Origin of the sequence: Vreelandella titanicae (assembly GCF_014697095.1) — a bacterium.
Lineage (GTDB): Bacteria > Pseudomonadota > Gammaproteobacteria > Pseudomonadales > Halomonadaceae > Vreelandella > Vreelandella titanicae.
This window is the reverse complement of sequence record NZ_CP059082.1, coordinates 5,129,864-5,155,126: the sequence shown is the minus strand read 5'-3', so window position 1 is coordinate 5,155,126 and position 25,263 is coordinate 5,129,864. Positions and strand designations below refer to the sequence as shown.

The 25,263-nt window shown below is 52.7% G+C and carries 24 protein-coding genes; 10 read left to right on the top strand and 14 right to left on the bottom strand.

The window, feature by feature from the left end; genetic code table 11:
- The first annotated feature begins 131 nt into the window (after nucleotides 1–131).
- Together HZS52_RS23695 and HZS52_RS23690 are read left to right on the top strand one after the other, a co-directional pair.
- A complete protein-coding gene (locus tag HZS52_RS23695) occupies nucleotides 132–1,859 on the top strand; it encodes a mechanosensitive ion channel family protein (protein WP_190373859.1) in 1,728 nt (575 codons plus the stop codon).
- Between the two features lie 92 nt (nucleotides 1,860–1,951).
- A complete protein-coding gene (locus HZS52_RS23690) occupies nucleotides 1,952–2,383 on the top strand; it encodes a helix-turn-helix domain-containing protein (RefSeq protein WP_022519612.1) in 432 nt (143 codons plus the stop codon).
- A gap of 16 nt (nucleotides 2,384–2,399) precedes the next feature.
- Here the strand turns inward: HZS52_RS23690 and HZS52_RS23685 are convergent, their stop codons facing one another.
- A complete protein-coding gene (locus tag HZS52_RS23685; RefSeq protein WP_027957215.1) occupies nucleotides 2,400–3,176 on the bottom strand; it encodes a glutamate racemase in 777 nt (258 codons plus the stop codon).
- 227 nt (nucleotides 3,177–3,403) lie between these two features.
- On the opposite strand from HZS52_RS23685, the gene HZS52_RS23680 reads away from it, so the two are divergent.
- The 3 genes from HZS52_RS23680 to HZS52_RS23670 all read left to right on the top strand — a co-directional run bounded on the left by HZS52_RS23680 (nucleotide 3,404) and on the right by HZS52_RS23670 (nucleotide 5,363).
- The gene (locus HZS52_RS23680; RefSeq protein ID WP_022519610.1) at nucleotides 3,404–3,775 is read left to right on the top strand and encodes an antitoxin Xre-like helix-turn-helix domain-containing protein; all 372 of its coding nucleotides are present in this window, start codon (nucleotides 3,404–3,406) and stop codon (nucleotides 3,773–3,775) included.
- Nucleotides 3,772–4,521, top strand: coding sequence for an RES family NAD+ phosphorylase (locus tag HZS52_RS23675; RefSeq protein WP_190373858.1), 750 nt, complete (start codon nucleotides 3,772–3,774; stop codon nucleotides 4,519–4,521). The genes HZS52_RS23680 and HZS52_RS23675 overlap by 4 nt, the downstream gene beginning before the upstream one ends.
- Before the next feature lie 77 nt (nucleotides 4,522–4,598).
- Complete coding sequence (locus tag HZS52_RS23670; RefSeq protein WP_138799701.1) at nucleotides 4,599–5,363, top strand: alpha/beta hydrolase family protein; 765 nt, start codon at nucleotides 4,599–4,601, stop codon at nucleotides 5,361–5,363.
- Between the two features lie 99 nt (nucleotides 5,364–5,462).
- Here the strand turns inward: HZS52_RS23670 and HZS52_RS23665 are convergent, their stop codons facing one another.
- From HZS52_RS23665 to HZS52_RS23645, 5 genes are all read right to left on the bottom strand, one after another.
- Nucleotides 5,463–5,954, bottom strand: a complete 492-nt coding sequence (locus HZS52_RS23665; protein ID WP_035538940.1) for a RidA family protein — start codon at nucleotides 5,952–5,954, stop codon at nucleotides 5,463–5,465.
- Nucleotides 5,955–6,015: 61 nt separating this feature from the next.
- The gene (locus HZS52_RS23660) at nucleotides 6,016–6,417 is read right to left on the bottom strand and encodes a c-type cytochrome (protein WP_138799702.1); all 402 of its coding nucleotides are present in this window, start codon (nucleotides 6,415–6,417) and stop codon (nucleotides 6,016–6,018) included.
- A 13-nt stretch (nucleotides 6,418–6,430) separates the two neighbouring features.
- Nucleotides 6,431–8,017 carry a flavin monoamine oxidase family protein gene (locus tag HZS52_RS23655; RefSeq protein WP_190373857.1) on the bottom strand — a complete coding sequence of 529 codons (1,587 nt, stop codon included), beginning with the start codon at nucleotides 8,015–8,017 and terminating at the stop codon, nucleotides 6,431–6,433.
- A 340-nt stretch (nucleotides 8,018–8,357) separates the two neighbouring features.
- The gene (locus HZS52_RS23650) at nucleotides 8,358–8,702 is read right to left on the bottom strand and encodes a DUF952 domain-containing protein (RefSeq protein ID WP_138799703.1); all 345 of its coding nucleotides are present in this window, start codon (nucleotides 8,700–8,702) and stop codon (nucleotides 8,358–8,360) included.
- A gap of 232 nt (nucleotides 8,703–8,934) precedes the next feature.
- Complete coding sequence (locus HZS52_RS23645; RefSeq protein ID WP_190373856.1) at nucleotides 8,935–12,408, bottom strand: acyl-[ACP]--phospholipid O-acyltransferase; 3,474 nt, start codon at nucleotides 12,406–12,408, stop codon at nucleotides 8,935–8,937.
- Nucleotides 12,409–12,567: 159 nt separating this feature from the next.
- On the opposite strand from HZS52_RS23645, the gene HZS52_RS23640 reads away from it, so the two are divergent.
- On the top strand, nucleotides 12,568–13,305 hold the full coding sequence (locus HZS52_RS23640) for a helix-turn-helix domain-containing protein (RefSeq protein WP_022523633.1): 738 nt from the start codon (nucleotides 12,568–12,570) through the stop codon (nucleotides 13,303–13,305).
- Between the two features lie 39 nt (nucleotides 13,306–13,344).
- Here the strand turns inward: HZS52_RS23640 and HZS52_RS23635 are convergent, their stop codons facing one another.
- Nucleotides 13,345–14,280 (bottom strand): LysR substrate-binding domain-containing protein, encoded by a 936-nt coding sequence (locus tag HZS52_RS23635; protein ID WP_022523632.1) that lies wholly within the window; start codon nucleotides 14,278–14,280, stop codon nucleotides 13,345–13,347.
- Nucleotides 14,281–14,377: 97 nt separating this feature from the next.
- Between HZS52_RS23635 and HZS52_RS23630 the strand changes: the two genes are divergently transcribed.
- Nucleotides 14,378–15,307, top strand: coding sequence for a DMT family transporter (locus tag HZS52_RS23630; protein ID WP_022523631.1), 930 nt, complete (start codon nucleotides 14,378–14,380; stop codon nucleotides 15,305–15,307).
- A 36-nt stretch (nucleotides 15,308–15,343) separates the two neighbouring features.
- A complete protein-coding gene (locus HZS52_RS23625; RefSeq protein WP_022523630.1) occupies nucleotides 15,344–16,210 on the top strand; it encodes a putative RNA methyltransferase in 867 nt (288 codons plus the stop codon).
- A 139-nt stretch (nucleotides 16,211–16,349) separates the two neighbouring features.
- On the opposite strand, the gene HZS52_RS23620 is transcribed toward HZS52_RS23625, so the two are convergent.
- Nucleotides 16,350–16,556 carry a cold-shock protein gene (locus tag HZS52_RS23620; RefSeq protein ID WP_007111402.1) on the bottom strand — a complete coding sequence of 69 codons (207 nt, stop codon included), beginning with the start codon at nucleotides 16,554–16,556 and terminating at the stop codon, nucleotides 16,350–16,352.
- Nucleotides 16,557–16,960: 404 nt separating this feature from the next.
- Nucleotides 16,961–17,701 (bottom strand): SDR family oxidoreductase, encoded by a 741-nt coding sequence (locus HZS52_RS23615; RefSeq protein ID WP_022523629.1) that lies wholly within the window; start codon nucleotides 17,699–17,701, stop codon nucleotides 16,961–16,963.
- Nucleotides 17,702–17,893: 192 nt separating this feature from the next.
- On the opposite strand from HZS52_RS23615, the gene HZS52_RS23610 reads away from it, so the two are divergent.
- Both HZS52_RS23610 and HZS52_RS23605 read left to right on the top strand, forming a co-directional pair.
- Nucleotides 17,894–18,838 (top strand): AraC family transcriptional regulator, encoded by a 945-nt coding sequence (locus HZS52_RS23610; RefSeq protein WP_027957206.1) that lies wholly within the window; start codon nucleotides 17,894–17,896, stop codon nucleotides 18,836–18,838.
- 63 nt (nucleotides 18,839–18,901) lie between these two features.
- Nucleotides 18,902–20,164: a dicarboxylate/amino acid:cation symporter gene (locus tag HZS52_RS23605; protein WP_190373855.1), complete on the top strand. Its 1,263-nt coding sequence runs from the start codon at nucleotides 18,902–18,904 to the stop codon at nucleotides 20,162–20,164.
- A 44-nt stretch (nucleotides 20,165–20,208) separates the two neighbouring features.
- Here HZS52_RS23605 and HZS52_RS23600 read toward each other — a convergent pair whose 3' ends face one another.
- The 5 genes from HZS52_RS23600 to HZS52_RS23580 form a co-directional block, all read right to left on the bottom strand.
- On the bottom strand, nucleotides 20,209–21,225 hold the full coding sequence (locus HZS52_RS23600; protein WP_190373854.1) for a proline racemase family protein: 1,017 nt from the start codon (nucleotides 21,223–21,225) through the stop codon (nucleotides 20,209–20,211).
- Between the two features lie 46 nt (nucleotides 21,226–21,271).
- Nucleotides 21,272–22,552 carry a TRAP transporter large permease gene (locus HZS52_RS23595; RefSeq protein WP_027957204.1) on the bottom strand — a complete coding sequence of 427 codons (1,281 nt, stop codon included), beginning with the start codon at nucleotides 22,550–22,552 and terminating at the stop codon, nucleotides 21,272–21,274.
- Nucleotides 22,549–23,046 (bottom strand): TRAP transporter small permease, encoded by a 498-nt coding sequence (locus tag HZS52_RS23590; protein ID WP_022523624.1) that lies wholly within the window; start codon nucleotides 23,044–23,046, stop codon nucleotides 22,549–22,551. Before HZS52_RS23590 ends, HZS52_RS23595 begins: the two co-directional genes overlap by 4 nt.
- Before the next feature lie 60 nt (nucleotides 23,047–23,106).
- A complete protein-coding gene (locus tag HZS52_RS23585; RefSeq protein WP_022523623.1) occupies nucleotides 23,107–24,093 on the bottom strand; it encodes a TRAP transporter substrate-binding protein in 987 nt (328 codons plus the stop codon).
- A gap of 183 nt (nucleotides 24,094–24,276) precedes the next feature.
- Nucleotides 24,277–25,254, bottom strand: coding sequence for a GlxA family transcriptional regulator (locus HZS52_RS23580; protein WP_190373853.1), 978 nt, complete (start codon nucleotides 25,252–25,254; stop codon nucleotides 24,277–24,279).
- Nucleotides 25,255–25,263: the final 9 nt, after the last annotated feature.

Below are 25,263 nucleotides of genomic sequence, written 5' to 3'. Positions count from 1 at the left end.
GCTTCATTCAGTAAGGTAGGCTGTACTTTGTTCCTCCACTGACATGGATAGTCCAGTAATGACGCTGGGCTGGCTCGGCAGGGCCGGTCGGTGGGTAGACAAACTGACCCACTTCAATGAATAAGGCATTTATGAAAGCAAACAGCTCGTGGCTCGCATGGGGTTTGTTGGTGATGGCGCTGACCTTTTCCAACCTATGCGCGGCACAAACTCAGGGAGGAGAGAGCGAAAGTGAGCGGTGGTTTACCATTGATGCGTTAAATACGGGACTTGGTGATCCTCCCGAAGAGGCAAACCGAGTAACGCCAAGAGAATCAATAAGGAGTTTTTTGCACCTCACGGGCCAGGAAGAGTATGAAGCCGCTGCCCATATGCTCAACCTTTCCGAGTTCTCAGAGGATGAGCAACGCGAGCAAGGGAGTGAACTCGCCCGGCAACTGGCAGAGATTTTTCAACGCGGCGAGTGGTTGAGCGTTTCCGATCTGCCCGGTCGCGAAGACGCGGTGATTGAAGATCCCGCAGGCCAAAACCCCCGCGTTGGCGAGACCCGTCGCAACGTTGAGGTCTCCTCTTTAAAAGCCGATGGCGAAACCTACGATATCCGCTTGGGTCGATACCGCGTGGGTGACCAGGAGCCAGTCTGGCTAATCATGCCTATCAGTGTGTCTTATATTCCGGCGCTGTATGAACAGTACGGCCCCTCAGCTCTGGAAAGCTATATTCCCGAACGCTTCCAGGCCTCGTTTGGCGTCCTGAGAATTTGGGAATGGATCGCGATTCCCTTGTTTGTGCTATTTATCGGGCTCGTAGGGTGGGGAGTTCACCGTCTGATCAGCTTGATGTCGAAATGGTTACCTTCAGGAGTGTCGAGCATTTTTGCCAGCCAAATCGGTATGCCTGGGGCGCTGATTGCAATGTCGCTGGTTACCCAGATGGTGCTGGATTATGTGGTGTCGTTTTCTGCGGTTGCCACCACAACCTTTCGGGTGCTGTTAATCAGTATTATGGCCTGGGGAGTCGGCACGATTGCGTTGCGCTTAGTGGATACCATTATGCTGCGTTTAACGCGGCGTATTGTGGGTGAAATCGATGATACCAAGCCCAGAGACGAGCGCAGACTACTGACGTCACTCTACGCGTTGCGCCGAGTCATTATTCTGATCACCGTTACCGGCGTATCCATCTACATACTGGGCCAGGTTCAGCTCTTCGAAACCCTTGGCTTATCGATTCTGGCGTCTGCCAGTGTATTGGCCGTATTAGTGGGCGTGGCGGGCCAAACGGTACTTGGCAATATCCTCGCTTCATTTCAGTTATCGTTTGCTAAACCCATTCGCATTGGCGATTTGGTGATCTTTGAAGACGAGTGGTGCTATGTCGAAGGTATCTTTTATACCTTTATCCGGTTGAGGTCATGGGATGAGCGGCGTTTGATTGTGCCCGTTACCTATTTTACTTCTAAGCCATTCGACAATTTGTCGGTAAAAAGTACCAAGATGTACCGGTCATTGACGCTGACGCTTCACTTAAGCGCCGATATAGGACTGTTAAGAGAGAAATTTATCGAGGTCGCCAAAGAAGAAGACAGCGTTATCGAACACCATAAGCTGCTCTGCTACGTAACGGCACAAACAGGAACGGCGCAAACCGTCACTTGTTACCTCATGACCTCAGACCCTTTGGCGGGTTGGACAGCGGAAATGAATGTGCGCGAGAAGCTGCTGGCGTTTATCCGCGATAACCATCCAGAGTGGTGGCCACGTGAAATTGTGGTTATCAGCCACAACGATATCGCCCGAGGGGCGCAAGGAAAAAGCTCGGAGGGAGTGGGTAGTGTTGAGGTCAAACCATTTGAATAAAGGGTGTTTGTGCAGCGGCAGATAACGCTTTCGCGTATTTTACCCATAAAGTAGTCTTGTTATGACAAGGGTAAGTGGAAAAAGGAGTGACTATGCACGCACTCGTTGAGCAAGCGACGGAACACTGGGTTTATCTTGCCCCTCTTCTTAGCGATCCACATTCCGAAGCTGAATACGATGCCCGGGTCGAGGCGCTTGATGAAATTCTTGATCTTGTCGGTGACGATGAGACACACCCACTTGTCGGCCTGGCGAATCGCTTGGGTGATATCATTGAGTCCTATGATGAAGCACATCGCCCGATGCCTGAGGTGTCTGGAAGTGAGGTACTTCGCTACCTTATGCAAGAGCATGGGATAGCGCAGAGCGAGCTACCTGAAGTTGGCGCTCAATCAGTGGTGTCTGAAGTTCTCAGTGGGCGCCGCAAGCTGAACTGGCGCCAAATCTGCGAGCTTTCGGAACGGTTTGGCATCGCTACCGACTCGTTTAAAGAACCCAGGGAAAAACTACGCGTTTTGACCTGATAAAGCCTTATGGCGCTTAGACTACCTCTAGCGGTATATCGACGCCGAACTGCTGCAACATACGTCGGAATGTCTCAACATCATAGGCCTCGCTTTCTGTCACCAGACCTTGAATTTGGCCTGTGCCCGGCGTGCCATCGCCTAATCCAGCGACAATCGATTCGGCGGGGTCGAGGAATCGGCAACTGGGTCTCGCCGCTTCGAAGAAGGAGCGAAGCCATGGTAAATGCGTGCTGGAAAGTGTCAGCGTGTCGATATCGGGGTGCTGCCGGAAGACGCCGTCGATAAAAGCAGTGACCGCTTTCTGCGTCGCTTTTGGGTCGAATAGAAAGGCGCCATTCTCGACAAGCTCCACCATGGACGAAGCATTGATCAGGCTGACATTCTCCGGGTGGGGTGCATGGCGAGCTATGAACTGCTTGAGCGGCGAGCTTTCGATGAGTGAATGCACCCCCATGATGCCGATCTTGCCGCTCGCCGACATAGCGAGTGCTTCTTCGATGGGCGGGTAGACGCCGAACAATGGCACCAAGGTGCTTTGGCGAACATCATCCAGCACCATGATAGACGGTGCGTTCGATGCGATGACGATGGCAGAGGGTGCATAGCCCTCAAGAAAACGCAGTGTGCGATGCATGACAGCGAGTAGCTCTTCACGCCCTTTGCTCCCATAAGGAAAGCTCGCCCGATCAGCGAAATAAACAATATCCTGTTTGGGAAGGCGTTTATGTATCTCGGCAACAATGGCATAGCTGCCAATGCCAGCGTCGAAAACAGCGATTGGCTGGTGCATAGTAATATCCTGGGTGTCGGCTAAAGTCTAATGATCCATAATATTCTAATGCGATGGAAGCGTCATTTTTAGCTACTATGCTAGTTAAACTTTATACGATGCTGGGGCACGGCACTAAATGAAACCATTCGCCTGGCCACCTAGATAAATAGGAAAATTGTGCTCAGTGTGTGAATAAAGAACTTTTTTGCTATCATTGATGAAAATCCATCTCTCTGAGGTGCGCCATGCCAGCTCTTACTCAAACAAAGCCCACCCCCGAAATGGTGCTAGCTAAAGCAGTTTTGCGTGCTGCTGAGCAATTGGGTTTATCGCAGTCTGATTTGGCAGAGGTGCTAGGCGTACACCGCACGACTATTACCCAACTTAAAAAAAGCCTGAAGCTTGACCCGAACTCTAAGCAGGGTGAACTAGCTCTGCTGCTTATCCGCTTGGCTCGAGCATTATTCGCTCTTACCGGAGGCGACCAAACATGGATTCAGCATTTTATGCGAACATCCAATCGTGTTACTGGTGGCATCCCGGCCGAGCAGGTAACACGTTTGGAGGGGCTGTTTGCGGTACTGAGATTCGTGGATGGTATGCGGGGTAAAGTGTGAGTGTGTGGGAAGCCTGTGGCGGCGCGCGAAATATTAAACCTATTTCCGGAACCCTTTATCGACTGGTGGAAAGTCAGGAGCAAGTCGCAACGCTTAGCTATGTCGACACGTTAGAAGAGCAGGAGATGCTTGAAGCACTGCTTGAAACTGCTAAACCGCCTTACCCTGAACAGGAGCGAGACCTGCACTATCTTCTAAAAACCCCTTTTCGGTATCCCCCTCTCAAATGGGGGTCACGTTTTGGCCGTGTGTTTGAGCCAAGCATTTTCTACGGTGGTAAGGGCATTGCTACCACTCTCGCTGAATCTGCCTACTACCGACTGGTTTTCTGGTACTCCATGGAAGGTGATCCCGTTACTGCCTCGCTGCGCTCAGAGCACACACTCTTTTCTGTAGACTATGCCGCTAAACGGGGAGTGAGGCTATACACAGGCTTCTTTGTCGACCACCTTGCGGTACTGAAACATCCAGTTGATTACGCCCCGTGTCAGCAATTGGGTAGCGCAATGCGTGGGGCAGGCGTTGAGGCGTTTGAGTATGCCTCCGCAAGAGATATTCAGGGTGGTGCGTGCGTGGGCTTGTTTACCCCTGATGCGCTTGCCCAGCATGAGCCAGCCGATATGCGCCCTTGGCTTTGCGTTACAAGTGCCGCTCAAGTGTCATTTAAACGCAAAGACGCATCAGGCGTTTATACCTACCACCTGGATGATTTTCTTCACCAAGGCGTGTTGCCTTTCCCTGCTTAGTGAACGGCTTTCCGAGCAGGGTTTGACAAAAAGTTAGTTTGGATGAATCAGAAAACAAGGAAGGAATGGTTGTCTAAATGCCTTTAAATATCGTGCAGCGTTTGCTACCCGGCTGGGGCGTTACTTATGGCCCGCCGGGCGATGGCTCTTTTCCAGCCGTCATGTTGTTGCATGGTTCTGAAGGCGCGTGGGCAGGGTGGAGCCATCGTGATGCGATGCTATTCGCCGCCCATGGCTTCTTGGCGTTCCCTTATGGCTATTCAAGCGGCGGTAATGCATGGAATGCGGGGCATATTATCGACCACCCACTGGATCGCAGCGTGGAGGCATTTAAAGCCCTACGAGAATTCCAGTTCGCTGATGAGCGAGTAGGGCTTTATGGTATTTCACGCGGCGCCGAGCATGCATTATTGCTCGGCTCACTGATGGCAAGAGATAAGATCGAAGGTATGCCTGATGCCATTGCCGCGCATAGCCCTCCAGATGTTGTATGCGGGGCCTTTGATGCACGTAGTTTTCGCGATGGAGGGGATCCAGGCTGGCAAGCCTGGGATGTCAGCAAACGCGCCTGGACATGGCGCGATAGTCACGAAGGCTTGCTACCGACCACGTCGATCGAAATCGAACGCTACCCAGGGCCGCTACTGCTTTCCCATGGCACCAAAGACCGAATGTGGTCGGTGGAAATGACCAAACGCCTGGAACAACGCCTGCGCGAGCATGGCCGCGCCCCGGAAGTGCACTACTACGAAGGTGAAGATCATATACCCAGTAGCTCTGGGCAGAATGCACACTGCCAACTACTGCTAGATTTTTTCTCAAAGCATTTGATAAAACCTTAAAAATAGAAGCGCGAACAGCCCCATAGTTGCTAGCGGTGCCATCACAAAACAGCCAACTACATTAATGTAGTCGGCTGTTTTGCTGTCCTGCTGTTTAAATTATGGCCTAACGGCGGTAACTTCGATCTCTACCAGCCAGCCGGGGTTGACCAGCGCATCGACGACCATGGCGGAGCGCACAGGGAGGTTAGGCTGCTCTTCGGTGCCAAAGAATTGTGTATATCCCGCCATGAAGCCTTTGAAATCGACGGTCTCACCCTCAGGGGCTACAAGAAACGCCTGCATTTTGACGATATCGCCGACACCTAAACCGAGACCTTCCAGGTTCGACTTAATGCGGTTCATAACCGTGACCGTTTGTTCTTCGGTTGTTCCAAACGCCTCCATACTATTTGGATCAGCATCTTCATTAATGATGCTAGGAACAGTGCCACTGAGATAAACCGTTGTACTATCGGAAGGGATTTCAACCGCCTGCAGTATAGGGAAATCTGAATTGGGAATGGGGTGGCGAATAATGTCTTCAGCAAGAGCCGAGCCCGCATAAGCAGAAAGAAGTGTTAGGCCAATAATCGTGCTTTTAAAACTCATCATATATTTCCTTTTGGGAGTAAGAACGCGTTTTGCGTTGCTTAAGGCTTAGCGAAAAGCCTTAGCGCATGTTCTTAACCAGTTCTGTACTGGCTTCGTTATCAGTGTAGTTATTACCAAAGTTGGTGCGGATAAAGTTCACCACCGAAGCAACTTGCTCGTCATCCAGTAAGCCGCCTAGCGGGGGCATGGCTTTATGTCCGTGAATAACAAGGCTGATAGGGTAAGCGGTCGCCATTAAGCTGGGATTGTTAGCAAGCGCTGGATATTCTCCTGCCCCTTTGGCGCCTTGCCCATTGGGCATGTGACAACCGGCGCAAACGCCCGCATAGATGGAAGCCCCGTCGGTTTGAGTTAACGTAGAAGGGTCATCGAACCAAGTGGTGATATCAATAGAGGTCTCCTGGGCGATGGCCGGCATTGAGAGAAAGAGTGCTGCCATTGATGTGAATAGCATTTTCATAATCACAGACTCCTCAAATCTCAGTAATGGTGGTATGTAGGCGTTCGACTGTATCCAGAGCGGAGAGTACGGCCCCTTCCATCCACGCAGGTAGATACGAAATATGCTCACCTGCCATTAGCGTTCGTCCATCCATTGCAGTGGCATCCTGGTAGTCCGCTTCACGGTCTTGCCACAGGCCATAGCAGCCTAAGGTCCATGGAACACGATGCCATGCGACTGAAGCGCCGGTTTTGAACTCATCGTAATATTGAGGGTGAATCTGCGAACCGTATTCCATCACTTTGTCGATACGTTCTTCGGGGGAGAGGGCGTTAAATTGATAGGCGTAGGCGCCCCAGGGGTAAGCCGCTAAAAGGACTCCTGGGCCATCGCTAAACATGTTGTAGGGGGGGTAAGAAATTAAAGTAATGGGAAGATTGGTATAGCTAATGCCGCCATAGATATGTTCGTCCTCTTCCCAGAAGCGCCGCTTAAACTCAATTCCAGCCTTGAAGGCTGATGCATAGGGCATTGAATCAATGATCTTGCTCATGCGAGGTGAAAAGTCATGGTCAATCTGGCTAAGCACGGAAAACGGAATGGTGCAGATACAGTAATCGGCCGTTTCTGTCTGCTCATTGCTACCACTATCGGCAGATATCCAAGAGGCGGTTACTTGGTCGCCTTCGTGGCGTATGCGAGTCACTTTCGCGTTGTAGGTAATCAGCTCGCCAACCTGTTCTTCAAACCCTTTTGCAATCATGTCCATTCCACCCACCGGCTGGAAAATGGTGGACTGCATGTGCAAATTATCGCCAGTGGTAAGGTTACGCCATAACGTTGAGTTTAGTATTTCTGAGAGTGAGTTGACCTGAGATGGCTCAGGCTTTCCATCAACACCGCCGCCTTCAGGGTGACTCCAACCTCGGAAAGTGGAGGACTCGCTGCCCGTTATATAATCTAGGTTGTCATTTAATGCGCCATAGCGTTTAAGTGCGGCAACGAGCTTTTCTGCATCTTCAACACTAACTGCCTCATCTAGCCCCTGTTGATTAACGACTTTGGCAAGTAGCTCTGCAACGTGACCTCTGAAATCGGTGGCCACTTCCTTGAAGCGTTGAGGCTGAGCATCAAAGGCTTCTGAGTCGTGTAAGTAAGCGTTGTAATTGACCTGAATAAAGGGTTCTAGTTTCACTCCAAAGCGTTTGCAGTAATCCAATACGGCGAAGTGATCCGAAGGGATTCGCCATGGGCCAGGATTTAAGTAGTTGCCTTCAGCAAAATCGATATGCTGGGTAAAACCGCCTAACTCGGTGTAGCTATCTCCACCGCGTAACGTCCAGCAGCGGCCACCTGCTTTATCGCGATACTCCAGCACTTTGACATTATAACCAGCGTTGCGCAGTTCAAAGGCTGCCGTCATACCGGCTAAGCCAGCCCCTAAGATTAATATATTGGTATTGTCAGGGGCTCCCTGTAGGTTTAAGCGCCCTCGCCAATTAGACTGAGATGCAAAGCCCATTGTGCTCATTGCGGAATACATGGCCGCAGCTCCCGCCACCGCGCCCACCATGCCTAAAAAAGATCGACGCGTTACACCTTCTGGATTGAATGACATTGCTACCTCACTATGAAGTCATAGGCAGGCAAGTAGAGTCCTTTCAGTAACGTGATGTCGTCCTACTGCAGCAGGCGCTGCGTTGAATTAATCTTCAGGGCTCTAATTATCCGGCCAATATACGTAATATCTGAACGTATGCAGGTGATGTGCCAAATTAAATTAACCCTTTGTTTTTATTATATAAGTAAAAGTTTATACATGATTTTAAGGAAACACGCACCGATAAAAACGTCCAACTTAGTGCGCATTTCTAGGGGGATCTCCTTTTTGGTGCGAAAGAGGGTGTATTGATAAGCGGATATCTGCTTTTGATTTCCCTTATATTCCGCATAATCTTCTAGATATTTTCTCCCCACCCAAAAAGCCCCTCTTGGTAGCTAAGAGGTGTGGCGGTGATGATGGCTGCTTGGGGCAGGTTGTCGATATGTGCTCTCGGCTGCAGCCAGGGCTGCTCGTCACTGGGTGGCAACCACTCAATACGGTCGCTAAATAGCGCATCATCAATCTCTAACACCAACGGTGCTTCTGCATAGACGAAGTATTTGTTGGCGATAAAAAGAACAGCTTCTTCAACATTCAAATGAACGCAGTCGAGCTTATGATCGTTTCCGCAGCGGGGTACATAGCCAAGTTGCTGAGTTTGATCCCAAATAGTTTTACTAACGACTCTGAATAAGCGCATAAGAGCTCCAGTGGTTTTTTTCCGACTAAGGTAGCCTAAAACCTAAAGTTAACTTGAGGTCAAGTGGCGCTGAAGATGTAATATCAGGTATGGAGTCATGCTGCTGATTGAGCAATGGCTAAGCTAAGCGGCCTGCTGATTTTAGAACTGATTTATTAAGAAGAGCGCGATACTGCACAGCGCACATTGAGTTTGGGCTTTGCTGTACAGTATCTCATTCCAACATCAGCTTTTAATGCTTCAGTTCTTCCTCTATCAGTTCTTTGGCCAAACGTTTCGCCCCTGCAAAGTCCGCTTTTCCAGAGCCAAGGTGAGGGATGGTCTCTACCGTAAACCAATGGCTGGGGATCATCATGGGTGGCGTACCGTTAGCGAGCATAGTGGCCTTGACGGTTTTGGCGTCTAACGCTGTTTCTGAAAGCAGCACAATGCGCTCGCCCTTGCGGCTATCGGGAATACTCACTGCCATCAGCGCGGTGTCTGTATCCTCCAGAGCCGCCTTAACCGCCGTTTCAACGGCACTGAGACTGATCATTTCACCGCCTATTTTGGCAAAGCGAGCGTAGCGGTCAAGCAGGGTTAAGAAGCCATCTTCATCGAGAAAGCCTTTATCCCCTGTTATGTACCAGCGGTGGCCATCGATCACGTGGAGTGCCTTGGCCGTGCGGTTGGGGTCATTGAGATAGCCCTGCATTATTTGCGGGCCGCTAATCAATATCATACCGGCCTCACCGGTCGGCAGCTCTTCAAAGCTGTCAGGGTCGACGATTTTGAAGCTGGTGCCGGGCAAAGGCATACCGACGGTGCCTGCTTTGCTGCCCCGCTGCACCTGTTGATAGTGAACGCCCATGGCGTCGGGCAGATTCACTGAGGCGACTGGGGCGATTTCCGTGGCACCGTAGCCTTCATAAATAGGCTTGTGGAATTTTAGCGCAAAGCTGCTACGCACGTTTTCGTCGAGCTTCTCAGCTCCGGCAACCACCACCCTCAAGCTCTCCAGCATTAACGGATGCACCTTTGAGCTGCGTATAAACAGTCTTAAAAAGCTGGAGGTGCCGAACATGATAGTGGCTTTGTGCTTGGCAATAGCGCCCGCAATGCCGGGGGCATCGGTGGGGTCGGCGTGGCACACCAACGGCAGCCCTTCAATCAGCGGTAGCAGCTGGGTGACCGTAAGGCCAAAGGCGTGAAACAGCGGCAGGGAGCCCATTACCACGTCGTTGCTCTGGGTGTTGAGCACGTCGGAGGTTTGCTTGATATTGGCCATCAGGTTGCGGTGACTGAGCATCACGCCCTTGGGTTCGCCTTCACTTCCGCTGGAGAACAGGATGGCGGCGGTGGCGTCGGCATCGTGGCCGTGGCAGAAACAACGTTGTATTAGCCAAGTCGGCAGTATTCTCACCGCAAGCCAGGTGCTCAAACGTTCGGCACGGCCAATCGAGGTTTGCAGATCTTCTAAAAAGACCACCTGCTGCTCGCTAAGCAATTGACTAACGTTGAGCCCGCGCTGCTCAAGCTTCTTCACAAAGCGCTGTGAGGTGAACACGGTGGTGATTTCCGCCTGGGAAAGGGCCGAGGAAAGTGCTTCCTGGTCGGCGGTATAATTCAGGTTCACCAGTGTTTTACCGGCCAGCAGCGTGGCCATATTGGCAATGACCCCGGCACTGCTGGTGGGCAGCAGCAGGCCAACGTTATGTCCTGGGTTGAGTTTGCGAATCCGTTTTGCCATCAGCAGGCTGGCGGTAAGCGCTTGGCTTGCGTTGAGTGGGCGGCCCAGCGTATCGGCCAGGGCAAGCTCGCTAGGGCGGCGCTTAACGCTTTGAATCCAGGCGTTAGGCAGGCTCGGGAGCTCGCCCATGGCCCGCTGCCAAGAGCGGGTAGCCTGCTCAAAAATACGTCGTTTTAGCACATCGGCGGGGGTGTCCTTGGGCAGCGGCTTGCCAAAGGCGACCACTACCGAGCGGTGCAGAGGCGCATTGCGCAGCTCTTTAAGCTTGCTGGAAGATCGGGAGAACTGGCTGCCCCACAGGCCTCGCAGGTAGAAGGGCACAATTTTGACGTCTGGATTTGCCATGTCACAGGCACGCTCGTAACCGCGGCGGAATTCGCCCAGTTGACCAGTGCGGCTGATCGCCCCTTCAGGAAACAGGCACACCACTTCGCCTGCGTTGAGCTGTTCAGCAACACCGGCTAGGGCCTTTTCGGCACCGCTGCCACGCTCGATGGGAATACAGCCCAAGGCTTTGAAGAACCAGCGCAGGTACCAACGCTGGTAAACCGATCTGAGCATCACGAAACGCACCGGTCGAGGGCTGGCGATCTGTACCATGGCCCAATCCACCCAACTGATATGGTTGCCCAATAGCAGCACGCCGCCCTGGGCGGGCAGGTTCTGTAAGCCATGGACGTCTACGCGATAGCGGCGTGTCAGCAGGAAGCTCAACAGAAAGCGCACCAAGCTTTGGGGCAGCTTAACAATGGTGTAACCACCGCCCACCATGGCCACGGTAGCGATCAGTAGCAGCAGGTAGTGGCTATTCACTCCCGCCAACGCGAACAGCGCCGTGAGCACCAAAAAGCCCATCATGGCGATGTTTTGAATCCAGTTGTTGGCGGCCAGTACGGTGCCTAGCTCGTTGTCGGCGGCGTGAAACTGAATCAGCGCATTGAGCGGCACGATGAACAGCCCACCCATGATGCCGATGAACACAAAGTTCAGCGCTTGGCCAACGGGTGTGGTCAACAGCGGCAAGCACCATAAACCCACGGCCACCCCAATAGCGCCTACGGGGATCAAGCCGGTTTCAATACGGTTGTGGGAAAGTTTGCTGGCGAATAGCGAGCCAAGCGCAATTCCGATGCCGCTAGCGGCGAGAATTCCCTGAAGCACTAAGGTGTTATCGATACTCAGGGCATCTTTGGCATAAGCAGGAAAGGCCGCCAGCAGCACTTGGCCCACTGACCAAAAGGTGGCAAGGCCGATAATGGAGAGCCTGATGACAGGCTGGCGAGCGATAATTCTCAGGTTGTCTTTCAAGGCAGCACCCTTGATGTAGCGCTGCCAGGTCAGCGGCGACTCTGATCGATTGGATGCATCAAGCGGAAGGCGGTAAAGCGTTACGACCTGGATGGCGCTATTGAGCACCAGCAGCCAGCCCAGAGGGGCTATTTGGCGCAACAGCTGTGCTGGGGTTTGATCATCAGGGGTAATCCAGGTTTCAAACAGTGCGGTAAACGCCACGGTGCCCGCTAGAATGGCGCCAATCGTAACGGCCTGGATCAGCCCGTTGGCTTCCGCCAAACGCGGCTTGCCGAATAGCCCTTTTACCAGGCCGTATTTGGCCGGTGAGTAAAAGGCCGATTGAATCGCCAGCAGCAGCGTCATGGAAAATGCCAACCAGAACCAGCCCTGGTAGTAAGCGGCGGTGATGCCCAGTGAGACCACGACGGCGGCCCAGGCCGATGTGCGCAGAACACGTACCTTGGGATAGCTGTCAGCCACATGGCCCGCCGGGCTGAACAGTAAAATAAACGGCAGCAGGATAAGTCCGTTGACCAGTGCGGTGAGTACGACCTGTGCTTCGCCATCGTAACTTTTGAAGATCGTGTTCTGAATGACGATCTTGTGGCCTAGATCCACAAAGGCATTGAGAAAAATAGCGATCAAATAGGGCAAAGCGCCCTTCAAGTGCAGTAGTCGGTGCATCGTTGTTTAGCCTTCTTAATCCCTGGAAGTCGTAGCACTTTCTCTGTGAGGCTTACTGGTTGCAACTCATTTGCACAAAGTTGTGTTATGGGTGCTGGTCGGTATCGTTATTTGCTACTTTTATGTTGTCTGTTCTTTCATTTCACTGATGAGATTTCAATGTCCCAAGCCGATTCGCTGATTGAAACGCTAAAGCGCCAGCTCCGCGCTCAGGGTAAAACCTATGCCGATGTTGCTCAGTGGTTGGCACTGAGCGAGGCCTCCGTGAAGCGCCTGTTCGCAGAGAAGCACTTTACGCTATCGCGGTTAGAGTGCATCTGCGACCAGCTAAATATCGAATTCGCTGAACTGGTGCAGACCATGCAAGCGGACGAGCAGCGTTTGCAGGAGCTAACCCATGGCCAAGAGCAGAGTATTGTGGATGACCGTGAGCTGTTTCTGGTGGCTGTCTGCGTCATCAATGGCTATAGCTTCGACGAAATTCATCACCAGTACCAGCTCAGTGAAGCAGAATGTATCCGGCAGTTACTGAAGCTTGAGCGGCTTAAGCTTGTAGAGCTACTTCCCGATAACCGGATCCGACGGCGGGTCGCTGCTAATTTCCGCTGGCGGGCGGATGGGCCGATACAGCGTTTCTTTCAACAGCATATCGCCAACGAGTTTTTCCGTTCCCGTTTTGATAGTGACAGCGAAAAACTCATTGTCCTTAACGGACTATTATCCCCTGCGGGAAATGCTGAATGGCAGCAGACCATGCAACGCTTGGCGAAAGAGTTTCATGCGCTATGCGAACGAGAGAGTGGGCTACCCATTCATCAGCGGTTTGGCACGACCTCGGTGCTGGCGGTACGGCAGTGGCAGTATGGGCTGTTCCAAGGCTATAAGCGTGAGGGTTAAGTAAGAAGGTAGATGAAATAAAGGTTGAGACTGCCACCGCTATAGTGATGTATCACGAAAGCTGGCAGCTTCGTGCTCAAGCCACTCCGTGAATCGAGCTACCGCCGGTGGCGCTTCTCCATTACTAGGTAGAATCAGTTCGTAGGCGAACGGAGAAACGAGTGGATAGTGTTCCGCGAAGGGGCGTACCAAAACACCGCTCGCTAGCCGGTCAGCCACCAATGGGTAGCTGGCGAGTACCACGCCTTGCCCGGCAATGGCCTGATCGAGAGCCAAGCTGTAAAGCGAGTATTGCCGCTGGTTGGGCATCTTGGTTAGCGCTACCCCAGCGCTTTTAAACCAATCGCTCCAGCTTGGAATGGGGTGGCCTGCGTGGCTGCACCAATCCACGGTGAGCAGTGTCTGTGCCAGCAAATCGTCGGGGGTTTGCATGTTTGCCTGCGCTAATAGAGAGGGCGAACAAACCGGAAATAACGTGTCTTCAAACAGGCGTAGGCTGGTGACACCGGGCCAAGGGCCCTGGCCATAGCGCAATGATAAGCGTGCCCTGTTGGGCAACCACAGCGGTGGCGTTAAGCGCGCCTCGGCATCCAGAGAGATTTCTATTTGCCGTTCATTAGCTTCAAAGCGGGGTAAGCGGGGGAGTAGCCAGAGTTGTAGAAAGGAGGGCGGTGCACTCAGTAACAATCGAAAAGCCTCTTCTGAGCGCTCGGTGACGTTCTGTATGCCGCTTGCGATGCGCAAAAGGCCTGCCTGCACATCTTCAGCCAGTACCCGGCCTGCTTCGGTAACGCATACCCCATTGGCATGACGCTCAAACAGCACCACGCCTAAGTGGCCTTCCAACTGTTTGACCTGTCGGCTAACGGCGCCAGGCGTCACCCCGAGGCGATAAGCGGCGGCTTTGAAGCTATTTTCTCGCACGGCCTCGGCAAACGCGCGCAATGCATTCAGCGGTAGCCTTTCTATTCTCATAGCGTGAGTTTTCCTAAGCCTAGGGCCGATAAGTAATCGTTTGTATGCAATGACGCTTACTGCTGCAATGGGCACCTATATGTTATAGGAGCCCGCAATGAGTAATCAAAGAATAGCCTCCACCAACCACACTGTCTGCATGGTTGGTCGATCGCAGCGAAAGTCAGTGGACGCAGCGGCAGCATCGTTGATGCTGCTATTTTGCCTAGTGTTGGGTTTTCAGCAGGTGGCGATCAAGGGTGTGGCTGAGGATATCTCACCCGTGGTGCAGATGGCCCTGCGCTCGGCTTTGGCGGTGTGTCTGGTCGGCGGGCTGGCTTATTGGCGCGGTATTCGCTGGGCGGATGTGGGGTATCATTGGGGCCCTGGGTTGCTGGTGGGCCTGGGATTTGCGGCTGAGTTCGCTTTTATCGCCTGGGGATTAACCTATACCTTGGCGTCCCACATGTCGGTGTTTCTGTATACTGCGCCCATCTTCGCTGCCCTGGGTTTGCATCTTTGGGTACCTGGCGAGCAGCTCTCCATTCGCCAGTGGTGGGGCGTTGGCTTGGCATTTCTGGGAATGGTGGTTGCCATGGCGCCAAGCGGTGCTTACAGCACCGAGATTCTTATTGGGGATACGCTGGGCTTGCTCGCTGGCCTCTCATGGGCGGCCACGACCGTCGTGATCCGCAAGACTTCGCTTTCTGAGGCGCCAGCAGAGCTCACTCTGAGCTATCAACTGAGCGTGACGGCGTTGTTGCTCCTGCCGGTGGCGGCTATATCCGGGCAGCTAATGAGCGCGCAGTTTACCCCAATGGCGTTAGCCAGCCTTGGTTTTCAGACGCTGATCATTTCGTTTGCTGCGCTGCTGTTATGGTTTACCTTGCTGCGCCGCTACCGCGCTTCGCAGTTAGGCGTGTTTTCTTTCTTGGCGCCGCTTTTCGGTATTCTGTTTGGTACACTGCTGCTCAATGAGCCGCTGAGTATTAATTTTATAATTGGCGGTGGCGTTATTTTAGTTGGCATCATTCTGGTGACTCGCTAAACGCATGCACCCATCTACCTTTGCGAAGACACCGATATGAGCATCACCCCTTTTCAAGCACTGGCGTGCCCGCTAGACGGAAAACCACTCAGTTGGTCGGATAGTGTTTGGCGATGCTCTGATGGTCACAGCTTTGATATTGCTAAGCAGGGCTACGTTAATTTACTACCTGTGCAGCAAAAGCGTTCCCACGATCCGGGTGATAGCAAGGCGATGGTAGCTGCTCGCCAGCGTTTTCTTAACGCGGGGTACTATCAACCCATTGCGGAGGCAGTCAGTCATGCTGTGTTGGGCCATGCCGAGGTTCAAAAGGCAGACAGACTGCCTTTTAGCTGCCTGGATGCGGGCTGCGGTGAAGGTTATTACCTTCGCCAATTAGCTGACGCGGCGACTAACGCGCAGCCACTTTCACTGATGGGGCTGGATATCTCTAAATGGGCGGTATTGGCCGCAGCAAAACAGGATGCTAAGCAGGCACCGCTAAGCAGCTGGGTCGTGGGGAGTAATGCACACTTGCCGGTGCAGACGGGAACGTTGGATAGCGTGCTGTGTATGTTTGGCTTTCCAGTGGTAAGCGAGTTTGCTCGTGTGTTGAAAACCGGTGGCGTACTACTGCAGGTTGAAGCGGGGCCTAATCACTTGAGGGAGCTGCGGGAGATTATCTACCCCACGTTAAAAGCTGAGCGTGTGAGTGAGACGGTAGTGCCCGATGGCTTTATTCACCATGGCAGCGAGAGGGTAAGCTACTCAATTGCACTAAACGGAAGTGAGGAAATTGCCGATCTGTTGGCGATGACGCCGCATCTTTACCGAACTAGCTCTGAGGGGCGTGATCGCGCAGCGGCACTTGAGGTGCTGGTGGTGACGGTGGATGTGCGAATAGTGATGTACATGCGAATATAGAAGGGTAGTGCAAACGCAGCTTCCCTTTAGTCTGCTCTAAACGCGCAGTTTTAATATGCCCAAACGCAACAAGGCCCGCATAAGCGGGCCTTGTTATCCGAACCTTAGAAGGTTCGAGCAAATTCTTAAGCGCTAGGGCTTAGGAAATTTGCTTGATGTTTGAAGCTTGGAGGCCTTTCTTACCCTGGGTAACGTCAAAAGAAACGTTAGCGCCTTCTTGCAGGGTTTTGAAGCCGTCTGCTTGAATTTCAGAGAAATGGGCAAACAGGTCATCGCCGCCGTCAGAAGGAGCAATAAAACCGAAGCCTTTAGTATCGTTGAACCACTTAACTGTGCCAGTAGACATAGTAAAAATCCTTTCGCGCAAAGCGCTTTGTAAAGTTCCTGGTATCACCCAGATTAATAGCGGATAAAACAAGGAATACAATTACAGTCTTGCCGAAAGATTTTGTACACGTCTATCTCGTACATTTCTAAATCTTTTTCGTACACTTCTGAAACCATGCTTGCTTGCTAACCAACTGGCGCTACATTGTCATGAATTGTAGCGCGTGTCAAAGCCTTTCTGGATTGTCTTGCCTATGGGGCGCAGTGAGAGCCTCTATTAGAGGTGGTCGCTGGAAAATAGTGAGAATGCCAGCGACCATCAGGGCACGTTTCCAGTAAATGGGAAGCTTGTTTTCTTACATGAATATCGCTCGTGCTAATGTTTACGTTTGGCCAAAAGCTCGGACAGCACCTGACGCGCAGTTAGTGACTCGCCGTAGGCCGTACGACGATATCGCTGGTATCCACGTCATCGGGCTGGTTGATGGCATGCGCAATGGCGGAGGCGATCGCTTCGGGCTTGAGGGCAATTTGGCGGAAAAGGTCGATTGCCTTTGCGGTTTCAGAGTCGGTGATGGTATTGGCCAGCTCTGATTCCACTACCCCGGGGTAGACACAGGTCACGCGTATCTTGTCGGTTTCCTGACGTAGCCCATCGGAAATAGCGCGCACCGCATATTTAGTGGCGCAATAGACTGCTGCGGTGGGCATAACAGTGAGGCCACCGATGGAGGAGATGTTGATCACCTGGCCACTTTCCTGGGCCTGCATAGTAGGCAGAACAGCGGCGATACCATTGAGTACGCCGCGAATGTTGACATCGATCATGCGGTTCCACTCATCTACTTTGAGCGCTGCCAAAGGCGATAGGGGCATGACGCCCGCGTTGTTGACGATGACATCTATGCGGCCGTGGGTTTTGATCGCGAAATCCGCAAACGCCTGCATGTCTTTAAGGTCGGTGACATCCAGCGCCTGGAAATCCACGCTGCCGCCCTCTTCGCGAAGGGAGTGGGTCAATGCTTCCAACCGATCAGTTCGGCGTGCGCCAATAATCAAACGGTGCCCTTGACCTGCAAGCCAGCGAGCAGTGGCTTCACCGATGCCGCTGCTGGCACCGGTCAGTAAAACGACTTTGGAAGATGGGGTTGTTAAAGCAGTCATTGGATAATCCTAAGGGTGGTGGGTACCCAGAGAAGATTAAGCTGCTGCGGCTGGCATCTGTATAGGCGATCCTATTGCATGCTTGCCTAATCCTATTTGTTTGTTAAAGGTGGGCGGCGAGGCAAGCAACACAGCATGTATATTGCTCTTATGGTTGATTCAGGTGCGGCACGCATGACCAAGGTGGTTAACATGACACTGAAGAGCGATTCTGTGGTTTACAGCAATATCGTCGAATGCTTATACCAACTCGCACCACACGAGGGGTATACCCAGTCGCTATTGGACGGCGTACGCTTTATGCGTTCCAATCGCCCGCTTAAAAACACCTCTGTGCTCTACGAGCCGAGTATCGTCATCATCTGCCAAGGCCGAAAGCGTGGCTATTTGGGAGATGAGGTGTATATCTACGATGCGCAGCGCTATTTGGTGCTATCAGTACCCTTGCCGTTTACTTCGGAAACAGAAGCCAGCCCTGACGAGCCAATGCTGGGTATTGCTATCCGCCTGGATGCGGTGGTAATCGCCGAATTGGTGACGATGTTGGAGGCGTCAGGCGAGTATGGGTTTGAGGCGCCGCGCGGCATGCTTTCAAGCCCGCTGGAAGAGCCGCTGGCAGATGCGACATTACGTTTATTGAATGCGCTTACCTCACCAACGGATGCGCATATTCTTGCCCCTTTTATTGTCAGGGAGATCTGCTATCGGGTATTGACGGGAGAGCAGGGCGGCAGTGTTCGAACAGCGCTCTCCCATTATGGGCAATTTGGTAAAATTGCTAAGGCGCTCAACCGTATTCATGCTAACTATGCCGATGCGCTGGAAGTAGCAAGCCTGGCGAATGAAGCTGGCATGAGTGCGCCAGCCTTTCACGTACACTTCAAGGCGGTCACCCAGACCTCACCTATCCAGTACATTAAATCCACCCGCTTGCACCATGCTCGGCTGTTAATGATACGTGATGGGTTGACGGCTGCCGCGGCCGCTAGCCGAGTGGGCTATGAAAGCCCCTCCCAGTTTAGTCGTGAATTCAAGCGCTTCTTTGGCCGCCCACCAGCTGAGGAGGTGCGTACCATGAAGGCAAGCCTTGATTTATTGCCGCCTACTCACCTGGTAGATATCGCTGTGCCACACTAATAGAGTGTGATGTACGCTTATCAAATTAGACCTACCAACTTCTTCAAATCTGTAGGGACGCAAATGACTCGTATATGGAAGGCCTATGCTCAGGCATCGTTGATTTTACGCGTCACTGTTGCGCTTGTTCTGGGCGTTGTCGTTGGGCTTATTGGTGGTGAGACAGTGGCTGCCTGGCTAGCGCCGCTGGGTGACCTGCTGCTACGGCTGCTTACTTTTCTGATTGTCCCCATTGTACTGTTTACGCTGATGGTGGGGGTGAATCAGTCCCGGGAGGGAAGAGCTGGCCGCGTGGGCGGCAAGGTGTTTGGTTATTACCTTACCTCTTCAGCGCTGGCGATCATGGTGGGCTTAGCGGTTGCCACGTTGTTTAGTCCCGGCAGCGGTATGACGTTGGATGAGAGTGCCAGTTTCTCGGTGCCCGAGAATCCAGGCGTTGTCGATACGCTGCTGAATATAGTGCCGGATAATATTATTGGTGCGTTTGCCGAACCCAACATGTTGGGCATTATTTTTACGGCGCTGGTGTTTGGCATCGCGCTGCTAAAAATGCGCCAGTCGGAGCGCCAGCATGCCATGGGGGAACGCCTTTATGGGGTGATTGAAGCGCTAAACGAGGTCACTCTAAAAGTGATGTCGGGGGTATTGCACTACGTGCCCATCGGCGTGTTTGCGATTGTCGCCGAAACGGTGAGTCAGCAGGGGTTGGCAACGCTGCTCTCATTGGGCGATATGGTGATTGTGCTTTATATCGCCCTGGCAACCCAGCTGCTGATTTATTGCGGCATCATGCGGCTGTTTGGCGTGAAGCTGCGCACCTTTTTTCGCGAAGCCCGTACGCCAATGGCCACGGCGTTTGCTACCCAGAGTAGCTCGGGTACGTTACCGCTAACGGTTAATGCTGCCCACCGCTTAGGAATTCCCAAAAGCATCTATGGTTTTAGTCTGCCGTTAGGGGCTACTTTAAATATGGATGGAGCGGCGATTCGTATCGCCATCTCGGCGGTGTTTGCCGCCAACGTGATTGGTGCACCGCTGGATTTCATCAGCATGGTGCAAATAGTGTTGATCGGCACGCTAGTGTCGGTGGGCACGGCAGGGGTGCCGGGGGCCGGTATCATAATGATTGCCACGGTGTTTGCTCAGGTGGGCCTGCCAATTGAAACCGTCGCGTTGCTCACCGCTATCGATGCACTGGTGGGAATGGGGTGTACTGCGCTGAACGTGACAGGCGACTTGGTCGGCACCTCCGTGATAGCCCGTAGTGAAGGCGAGGAGTTGCAAGAGGAGCCCGTCGAAGACGCGGGCTTGGCAGTAAGAGGGTAGTGCGTTTATCTCCCCCCTGAGAACGACTTAGGGGGGAGATCGCGTTAACCAATCATAAAGCCGCGACCCACGGGGTCTCTCTCATCAATCAGCCATTTGGCATAACCGATCAGTTCAGCGGTACCTTGCACGCTTGGACGAATGGCAGAATAACCACCAATTTCGGTTTTACCCAATATTTTGCCCGTGAAACGGCCGCTTCCTAGCAGGCCTTCCGAGTAGATTTCCTTGTTCTCTTCCAGTTCATTTCGTGCGTGAAACATGGCCATCATGGCGCTGGTTCCAGTGCCACCAGGCGAGCGATCCAGCTTGCCGCCTGAGAACACATGGACGTTGCGGTAAAGTGAATCTGGCTGCGTTCCCTCATGCCAGAACGTAACGAAATTTAGACCATTGATGTGAGCATGTACGGGGTGACGAATCGTCATGCGTTTATTCAATTCTGCCTTGACCGCCTCTCCCGCCATCGAAAAATAACTGCCATTTTCGGGGCAGATGGGTTGCTTGTCAGATGGAATGCGAATGATAGCGAAGAAGTTGCCACCAAATACCAGGTCAGCCTTTAGTGTACCCAGCCCCGGAACGTCAACAGGAATGTCCTGCTCCATCACGAAGGCGGGCACATTTTCAAAGCGAGTCCAATGCACTTTGTAGGCATCGGCTTTGACCTCCGAGACGACGGTGCCAGCGGTAGTTTCAAAACGGATGCGTGTCATGCCGTCTTCTTGTGCTGGGGGCGCCAAGCGGTGAGAAACCATCGCCATGGAAAGGGCTATGGTGCCGTGACCACACATGTCGACGAACTGTTCGCCATCCATCCATAGCATGCCAGCGTCATGATGCTCATCGGAAGGTGGGGTTAGAAAAACACCAAACATGTGCTGATGGCCGCGGGGCTCACGCATCAGGCTAGTGCGGACATGGTCGTGATGCTCTTTCAAATAAGCGCGTTTGGATAGAATGTTGCTGCCATACGGGTAGGGAATGCCAGCATGCACGATGCAGGTTGGCTCGCCTTCCGTATGGGTATAGATAACGTCAAGGAACTGTTGGTTTTTCATGGTTGCTTCTTCCTGTGGGCTGTGCGGTTGGGTTATTCGTGTTGGGTTAAAGACCAAACCAGCGGGGTACGCTCATGACCATGCCAGCAGGCCAGACAATCACGGCGAGCAGCACTGCCAACATCACGGCAATGAACGGTAGGTTGGCGTAGGTAATGCGGATGATATCGACACGTGAAATCACGCTCGTAATAAACAAGGCGGCCCCGACCGGTGGCGTCTGCTGGCCAATACCCCAGCAAAGAATGACCACCATGGCGAACTGGAGAGGGTCTATGCCTAGCAACTGAACACTGGGCAGGAACAGTGGCACCACTATGAACATCATCGCGATGCCATCGAGGAAGGTACCGGCAATAATCAAGACGATGCTCAAAATCAGCAGGAAGCCGATGGGGCCCATATCCAGAGCTGCGATCGGCCCGAGAACTAGCTGCCCGAGACTTTGGTAAGTGAAGGTGTAGCCGAGTGTATGTGCCGCTGCCGTCACAAACATGACCGCACCGGTCAACACGGCACTCTCAACCAGGGCACGATAAAGCGCACGTAGTGAAAGCGAACGATAAAGCACCATGCCAGCGAAGATGCCATAAGCGACTGCCACGGCGGAGGCTTCGGTCGGTGTGAAAATGCCGCCGAGGATACCGCCGAGGATGATGACTGGCATTAGCAGGGCCGGGAATGCACTGACCAAGCTACTGCCCAGTTGCCTGATCGAAAATGCAGCTTCGATAGGATATTGGCGTTTCACCGATATCCACCACGCCATAAGCATGAGTCCTATGGCAATGAGTAGCCCTGAGACTAGACCGGCAGCAAATAACGCCCCTGTCGAAAGTCCCATATAGGCACTCAATAACACCATGGGCACGCTGGGAGGAATGATGATGCCAATAGTGGAGGAGGAGGCAGTCACGGCGGCAGTAAAGGGGGCGGAGTAACCCCGTTTGACCATCTGGGGGATCATCACACCGCCCACGGCGGCCGTATCTGACATGGAGGTGCCGCTCATGCCTGCAAAGAACATGGAGGTCAAGATATTGACCGCCGCCAGCCCACCCCGTATGGCCCCCACCATGGAACGAGCCAGATCGACAAGCCGTGCTGAAATACCGCTGTGGTTCATTATCTGGCCCGCTAGAATGAACAGCGGAACAGCCAATAGCGGAAAGGACTCGGTACCTCGGTATAGGCGCTGTACCAGCACGAGCATATCGACACCGGAAAAAGCGAGTACGCCGATAGAAACAAGTGTCAAAGCGAAGGCGATTGGCATGGCCAGCCCAATCAGAGCCAGAAGTGCAAGTAGTATGACGAGTAGAATCATAGCTCTGACTCCTCCAGAGCGGCTCTTCGAGCAGCTTCATAGGGCGGTATCTTTGCCTTGGCGGCAACGACACACTGGCGAACCAATTCCAGCAACATGCCCGCGCCGGAGATAGGCACGGCGGAGTAGAAAAGCCACTGAGGTGCACCTAGCATCAGCGTTGTACGGTTGGAAAAGGTGAGTGTTTGTTCCAAGCCCCACACGATCATGATGACGCAGACCAGCCCTATCAGTGTCTGGTTGATAAAGAACAATACCCATTGACCGCGATAGGGAAGTAAGGCAGCGATAACATCAATACGTAGATGAGCGCCTTGCCTAAGTGCCAGATAACCGCAGAAAAAGGTAATGTAGACCAGCAGACCCACTAAGACTTCGGCGCTCCACGATAGCGAGGCATTCAGGATGTAGCGCGCAGCCACTGCCGCTATTGCCAGGAGAGTAATGGCAGCCAACAGCAGTGCCGCGACCGCTTCAAAAAAACGATCCAGCATGGTAGTGCTCCCGGGAGTAGCGACGGGCAGGAAGTGCCCGCCGGGAAGTGTGCTCTGTCGTTAGGGGAGGTCGGCGATGCGTTGCACCATGTCACGTGCCTCTTGTGACAGTCCTTCGGTAAAGGAGTCCCATAGAGGTTGAGAGGCTGCTATGAAGGCGTCAGTGTCTACCTCGTTCACTTCCATGCCGTTCTCTTTTACAAGCTCCACGACGCTCTGATCCGCTTGTTCTCCAAAGTTAACTGTTGCCTCGAAGGCCTGTTCGCCACCCTCGAGTAGAGCTTGCTGAACGCTGGCATCAAGATCCTGGAAACGTGACTCGTTCATCAGCAGGAAGCCGACGGTGTAAACATGCCCAGAGAGTGAAAGGTAATCCTGTACTTCGTAAAAGCGGCTGGCCTCTACTTCGACGAGAGGATTTTCTTGGCCATCGAAGACACCGGTCTGAAGGGCGGAGTAAAGTTCTGGATAAGGCAGCGGGGAAGCGTTAGCGCCATAGGCATTAAACATTTCGACACGCTGGCGGCTGCCAGGGGTACGGATTCTTAACCCGTCAAGATCCTCAGGTTTTTCAATGGCATGACTATTGTTGGTAATATGACGGAAACCTCCTTCATAAAAACCGATAACACGGTAGCCTTGCTTTTGAAGCTTGTCTTTTAACTCTTGACCGATTTCACCGCTCAGGACATTGCTCACATGCTCCCTGTCTCGAAATAGATAGGGAAGTGAAAGAATACCCATATCTTCATCAATGGTAGTAATCGGCGTTTCAATAGTGGCGATATCTAACAAGCGTGTATCTATTGCTTCTATATTGCTGACTTGATCGCCAAGTGAACCAGAATGAAAAAGTTTTATGTCGGCACTGTTATTGGTCGCTTCTGCCACGTGTGCGGCTAGGGCATTCAACCCCGCCATCTGGATGCCTTGCTGGCTTCCAATGGTCGCCGCTCGAAGCTCTAGCTCGGCGGCTGCTACCTGGCCTGCCAAACCGAGCCCTAGGGCGAAGGAAGCAATATATCGTACGGAGGAAAGTGCTTTCATGGTGACGCTCCGGAGGTTGTTTTTGCGGGAGTCATGTCACGGACCTTTACGATCACGTGTCTCTAGAGTAGGTCTGCGCCACCATGATTTATAGAATAAAAGAGACAGAAAATTGAATTTTTTAGACGGATTGCGCACGTAGTAACTGTTTGAAAATCATGACAGCAGGCGGCTAACGAAGAGCTACAAACGTTTTTCCTGACGGCGTGACTGGCCTGGGCTACAAGCGAAATGCGTATGAAAGTCTCGGGCGAGATGAGCGGCATCGGAGAAACCGCAGTCAGCGGCAATATCGGCAATTGAGCTGTCGGTATGGTGGAGTAGCCAGTCTGCATAGCGCAGGCGCATGATTTTGAAGTAGCGCATAGGTGTGATTCCCAGTTCTTGACGAAAGAGTCGATCAAGCTGTCGGGGGCTTAAATTGATCCGCTTGGCCAGGTCACAAGCACTTAGACGGGTATTCAGCGATTGCTCCATGGTGAGTACGGCTACCCGGACTCGCTCATCGCGAATTTCATGGATGGCTTCAAAAAAGTGTGTTTGTGGAGAGTTGGACGTACGCATGCCGTTTAAGATCATGTGACGAACCGCCTGCTGGGCCTTCTCGGGGCCACATGTGCGATGAATCAGGTGCAGGGCCATATCCGTTGCACCTGACGAGCCTGCACAAGTGATTACCCTGGCGGATTCCAGAAATATTCGATCGGGAGTGGCATCGATTTTGGGAAACTGTTGGCGAAAATCATTGATTACGTTCCAGTGCACACATACCCGTTGGCCTCTCAGCAGGCCTGCACGGGCAATGGCAAATGTGCCAGTACATACACCGACAAGTTTCACTCCTTTGCTATGCGCTTCCTTGAGATATTGACTCAGTGCCTGATCTTCGTGGGGATTGAGATAGTCATTACCACCACAAACGGCAATATGAGTGAATTCACCCGGTTCACGATATGGTGTTTGTGGGTGGGCCTCCAAGCCGCAGCTGGAGGTGATTGGGCCGGGCCCCATGATCTGCCAGCTACAGTGGATTTGCCTGCTTCGGCCACCCTTGTCGGCAGCCAAGCGCAATGAATCGATGAACCCTGCAAAGGCATTCATGGTAAATAGCGGGAGTAGGATAAATCCGACGCGCAGAGGCGGTTGATGGCCCAATGGCATAGGGGCGAG